This window comes from Komagataeibacter kakiaceti JCM 25156 (assembly GCF_000613305.1).
In genome coordinates this window covers 1-4,658 of sequence record NZ_BAIO01000161.1, presented here as the reverse complement: position 1 = coordinate 4,658, position 4,658 = coordinate 1, and the positions used below count along the sequence as shown (strand labels likewise).

3 protein-coding genes and 3 pseudogenes are annotated in these 4,658 nt (G+C 55.9%); all 6 read left to right on the top strand.

The genetic code is table 11. The features are described 5' to 3' along the window. Positions 1-1,321 (top strand): annotated as a pseudogene (locus JCM25156_RS23160) (Ti-type conjugative transfer relaxase TraA); the annotation flags it as partial. Between the two features lie 85 nt (positions 1,322-1,406). Further along, entirely contained in the window at positions 1,407-1,709 is a 303-nt protein-coding gene (locus JCM25156_RS09585) for a type II toxin-antitoxin system RelB/DinJ family antitoxin (protein WP_025812900.1), read from the top strand. Further along, a complete protein-coding gene (locus JCM25156_RS09580) occupies positions 1,651-1,974 on the top strand; it encodes a type II toxin-antitoxin system YafQ family toxin (protein WP_025812898.1) in 324 nt (107 codons plus the stop codon). The genes JCM25156_RS09585 and JCM25156_RS09580 overlap by 59 nt, the downstream gene beginning before the upstream one ends. A gap of 197 nt (positions 1,975-2,171) precedes the next feature. After that, positions 2,172-2,839 (top strand): annotated as a pseudogene (locus JCM25156_RS23155) (DUF6118 family protein). Positions 2,840-2,847: 8 nt separating this feature from the next. After that, positions 2,848-3,015: pseudogene (locus tag JCM25156_RS31015) on the top strand (transposase); the annotation flags it as partial. A gap of 364 nt (positions 3,016-3,379) precedes the next feature. Then, a partial coding sequence (locus tag JCM25156_RS28825) for an autotransporter outer membrane beta-barrel domain-containing protein (RefSeq protein WP_199898850.1) occupies positions 3,380-4,658 on the top strand: 1,279 nt, incomplete at its 3' end.

Here is a 4,658-nt window from a genome sequence, read left to right as displayed (position 1 = left end):
CCGACCGCCCAGGGCGAGCGGGTGTTTGCCGACGGGGAGCGGGTCTACTTCCTGCGCAATGACCGGGAGCTGGGGGTGAAGAACGGTACGCTGGGTACGGTGCGGGGCATCACGGGGTCGGTCGAGGCCGGGGATCTCGTGCTGTCGGTGCAGCTCGACGGGCCGGGTGGGACCGGGCGTGGCCGGCTCGTGTCCGTATCGGTGGCGGATTATGACGCGCTGGATCATGGTTATGCGGCTACCATCCACAAATCGCAGGGTGTGACGGTGGATCGGGCGCATGTGCTGGCGACGGGGAGCATGGACCGGCACGGGGCCTATGTGGCGCTGTCACGCCATCGGGAGAGCGTGTCTATCCATTGGGGCCGGGATGATGTGGGTGACCGGGACGGTCTGGTGAAGCGGCTGTCGCGCGAGAGGCTGAAGGATACCACGCTGGATTACCCGCAGGTCCAGGGTCGGGATATCGGGTTTGCGCAGCGACGCGGGGTGCATGTCCCCGAGAGCGAGATCGTGGTGGAGCGCGGCAAGGCTGCCTCTGGCCCCCAGAAGGACAGCCAGGCCGAAGCTGTCCGTACGCCAGATCCGGCACCGGCACAGCGGAAGCGCGGGATGTTCGACGGCTGGAGCTGTCCGTGCGGGGGCGTGGCCGGACGGCGGACAAAGACGTGTCGGCCGGGATGGATGCCGGGGCCGGCAAGGGGGAAAGTGGGGTTGAGCGTGAGGCTCCCGCCTCTCCCTTTGCCGGGTTGCGGCTGCCGCGTGTGCAGCGCGCGCAGGTGCCGGCCGGGCTGGGTGGGTTTGTGCCGGGTGGTGATCCGCACCACCAGGCGGTGGAGCAGTATGCGCGGGCGGTGCGGGACATCGGGCGCATGGTGGAGCAGGACCTGCCGGTGCTGGAGCACCAGAAGAAGGCATGCTTGACGCCAGCACGGTCTTGGAACGGCTACGGCCCGGGGCGGTGATCGCTCTGGAAACCGCCGTGAAGCATGAGCCGGGGATCCGGCAGGCCCTGTACGGGCTGGAAGGACCGGCACGGGCGCGCAGGCTGGTCGAGGGGCTGGAACACGAGGACAAGGTGCGGCATTCCCCTGAGTTGCGGGCAGCGCGGTTCGTGAAGGCGTGGGACGGGCTGAGCCGCGAGCAGCAGGGTGTGGCGCTCAAGGAATTGAAGCGGGACGCGCCGCTTGAGTCCCTCCTGCGGCGGAAGGGACATGAACTGGGCGTCCGGAAGGGATCGACGCTCGATCATGGATTGCAGCCGCAGCGCACGCGCTCGCTGTCGCGTTCCAGGGGACGGGATATGGATATGGGGATGTAGGATTTTTCTGGATTATGTAGCTCAATTGAGCTACGTAATGTGTGTCTGGATAGATAACTTCCGGAGAATTAGTGAGGATTCCGACATGAGCGGATTTGTTCGCGCCCGTATTGATGAAACCCTGAAGGAAGAGGCATCTGTTGTTCTGGACGCCATCGGTCTGACGGTCTCCGATGTCGTGCGTATGCTGTTGACGCGGATCGCACGCGAAAAGGCCCTTCCTGTTGATCTTGTCGTGCCTAATGCAGCGACCATTGCAGCGATGGAAGAAGGGCGGATGCTCCTGAAAGACAAGACGCGTGGTTTCGAGAACGCACAGGAGATGTTTGATGCCCTCGGGGAAAGCAGTTCCAAAAAGAAAAAAAGTAAGACTGCCGCTTCGATCTGATTACACGAAGCAGTTTGAGAAAGACTTCCAGCGTCTGTCGCGCTCCGGAAAATACAATATGGCGCGTCTGAAGGTAGTCATGCTGCTTCTGATCGCCAATGAAGGCCCTCTGGGTGCGGAATGGCTCGATCATCCCCTAAAGGGGGATTGGGCCGATCACCAGGAATGCCATGTTGGAGGCGACTTTCTGCTGATCTATCAGAAGGACGAAGAAAAGATCGTGTTTGTCAGGACCGGTTCTCATGCTGATCTGTTCGAGAACTGAAAGCATAAGGATTCTGTCATGCCCGCAATGATGGTAATTCAGAGTGAGGTGGAACGGTATTTTTCCGAACGGGCGGCACGGACCACGCCAGCTCATGCCAAAGCACTTCTGGAGCGGATCGGCACCAAGGGACAGATCAGATGATGATCGTCTGGACGTGCCGGAAAACTGAATCTGGATGAGGGGATGGTTCCATCATGAGCGAGACGGATCCGGCAGCCCGTGCCTTTGAGGATCTGTGCGCCGAAATGACGGTGCTCCGGCGCAGTGTGGAAGCGCTGCCCCAGGCATGGCGGGACAACCGACCGCCTGACTACACGCCGGACCTGGCCAGACTGGTCAAGGCCCTGAACGACGTGGGCGCGCGCATGAAGGCGATCGAGGCCAGTCCGACCCTGAAAATGACGCCGCAGGCCTATGGCAGGGGGTACGCCAGGCAGGGCTTTCCGTCAGTCAGGACATGCAGGCCGCCTTTCATACCGCGATCCGTGCGGTTCAGGTGGAGCGGCAGCAACTGACCGATATTGTCGGGCAGGCGCGCACCCGGGACCAGCAGAGCTGGTGGGTGCTGAAGGTCGGGCTGGCCTGTCTAGCTGTCGGGATCGGGTTCTCACCTGTCCTGACCTATCTCCTGCCGTCGTCACTGGGGACGCGCGTGGCCTCCTTTATCGTGGGCGGACAGGATCGGTGGGAGTCCGGGGTGCAGATGATGGAGGCCGACAATCCCGAAAGCCTGCGGCATATAGTCCGGGCCAACCGGCTTGTGGACGCCAGTCAGGACCGGATCGCCGCCTGCCAGAAAACAGCTAACGAGACGAAAGTGGACCAGCACTGTGTCCTGACCATCCGTCCGGATGGATCATAGCTAGGAAAATGCATCCCCCAAACCATCTTAAACGGGGGCGAGTGGCTCTGGAAGCGATCTGTGGCGAACTGACGCTGGCAGAGCTGGCATCGAAGTACGGCGTGCATCAGACGATGATCGCCCAATGGAAACATCAAGCGATCGAGGGGATGGCGGGTATCTTTTCCGGGAAGTCGAGGCAACAGCGTCGGCCAGTCCGAAAATCCGGCACCATGTTTGTCTGGAATATAGATGTCATATACCTACTTGAGGTTTATATTAAGGATGGCTATGTCATGATTTACCCTGTTAAATTTCAATAATTTTTATGGTGTGAATATATTCCAATAATTTCTTGGCAGATTCCCCGCATCAGATGTTGAATAGAGAGATGAGTTAATGTCCCGTAGGTTTACTGTTTTTGGTAGGTATAAATCCACTAACAAGTTAAAATTGTGGCTGCTCTCAGCAACTTGCCTAGCAATTATGGGACCGTATAAATCTTATGCTGATTGTAGTGGTAATTCGGGAACGGTGACTTGTTCTGGTGCGACGGCCAGTATGATTGGTACCGGAGCGGGTAGTTCAATTACAACTTTGGATATTTCATCGGGTTCTACCGTCAGTACGCCGGGTGTTGCGATCAGTATGGGATCTGGTACTTCTGCGGCACCGAACGTTATCAATGTTGATGGGTCTGTAATAGGGGCCGGACAAGGAAATGGTCCATATGGCTATGGACCAAATGTCATAGAATTCGGTGGAAATACGACAGTTAATATTAGTGAAACTGGTAGTGTCGTTCAGTCTGGCGGTTCAGGCATGGCAGAGGCAATAAACCCGACAGGCGGCAATAATACCATAAACAATTATGGTATTATACAGACAAAAACCAGTTCAGCTATGTGGTTTCAGGGTACTGATTCAGAAACTAAAAGTATACCAAATACTATAAACAATTATGGTACTATTTCTGCAGGTAACGGAGTTGTAATAGGAAACTCATCTGCAAGCACGATTAATTTTGTTAATGAATCTGGCGTTACTGTTAATGGAAATATTGATTTGGGTTCCGGTCAGGAAAATACCGTTACCCTATATAATGGTTCTACAGTCAATGGGAACGTCAGTGGTGGGGGTAACAAGGCATCTCTTGATCTGACTGGTAATACAGGTTCGGATACTCTACAGGGCACAGTGACCAATTTTGGCACACTTACGAAGTCAGGTTCTGGAACTTGGGTTATTGAAAACCCAATGTCCAATCTCAGTCCGACAATAGGCGTGAATGTAAATGGGGGTACACTGGTCCTAGATGGTAGTTCGGCAGTCAGCGGTGCTTCCATTGCCATTAATCCCACCGGTACCCTTCAATTAGGCAACGGGGGAACAACCGGTGGGATCAGTGGAAATACGGTTGATAATGGCACGCTGGCGTTTGATAGATCAGATGCCGATTTGACTTTCGGGGGGGATATTTCAGGAACAGGTAATATTGTCCAGAAAGGAACCGGTAACGTTATCCTTACAGGTGACAACGATTATTCTGGTGGTACGGAAATTCAGTCCGGAACTCTGACCGGAGCTGCTGACAGCTTTGGTGCAAGTGCTGGCAATATCACCGTTAATTCCGATGCCGGACTGATCCTAGATCAGGAAACCGTAGCCGGAAACCTAGGGAATACGATAACGGGGCAGGGTACGCTTACCAAAACTGGGTCGCAGACTGTGTCGCTTGCGGCTGACAATACCTATACAGGTGCTACTACCATTAGTGCGGGCACACTGCAGTTGGGTGATGGTGGGACGACAGGTAGCATTTCCGACAGTTCTGCAATTC

Excerpts from the sequence above, each read along its gene's own strand:
- JCM25156_RS09580 (WP_025812898.1), top strand. The coding sequence starts at position 1,651 with ATGCCCTCGGGGAAAGCAGTTCCAAAAAGAAAAAAAGTAAGACTGCCG.
- JCM25156_RS09585 (WP_025812900.1), top strand. The coding sequence starts at position 1,407 with ATGAGCGGATTTGTTCGCGCCCGTATTGATGAAACCCTGAAGGAAGAG.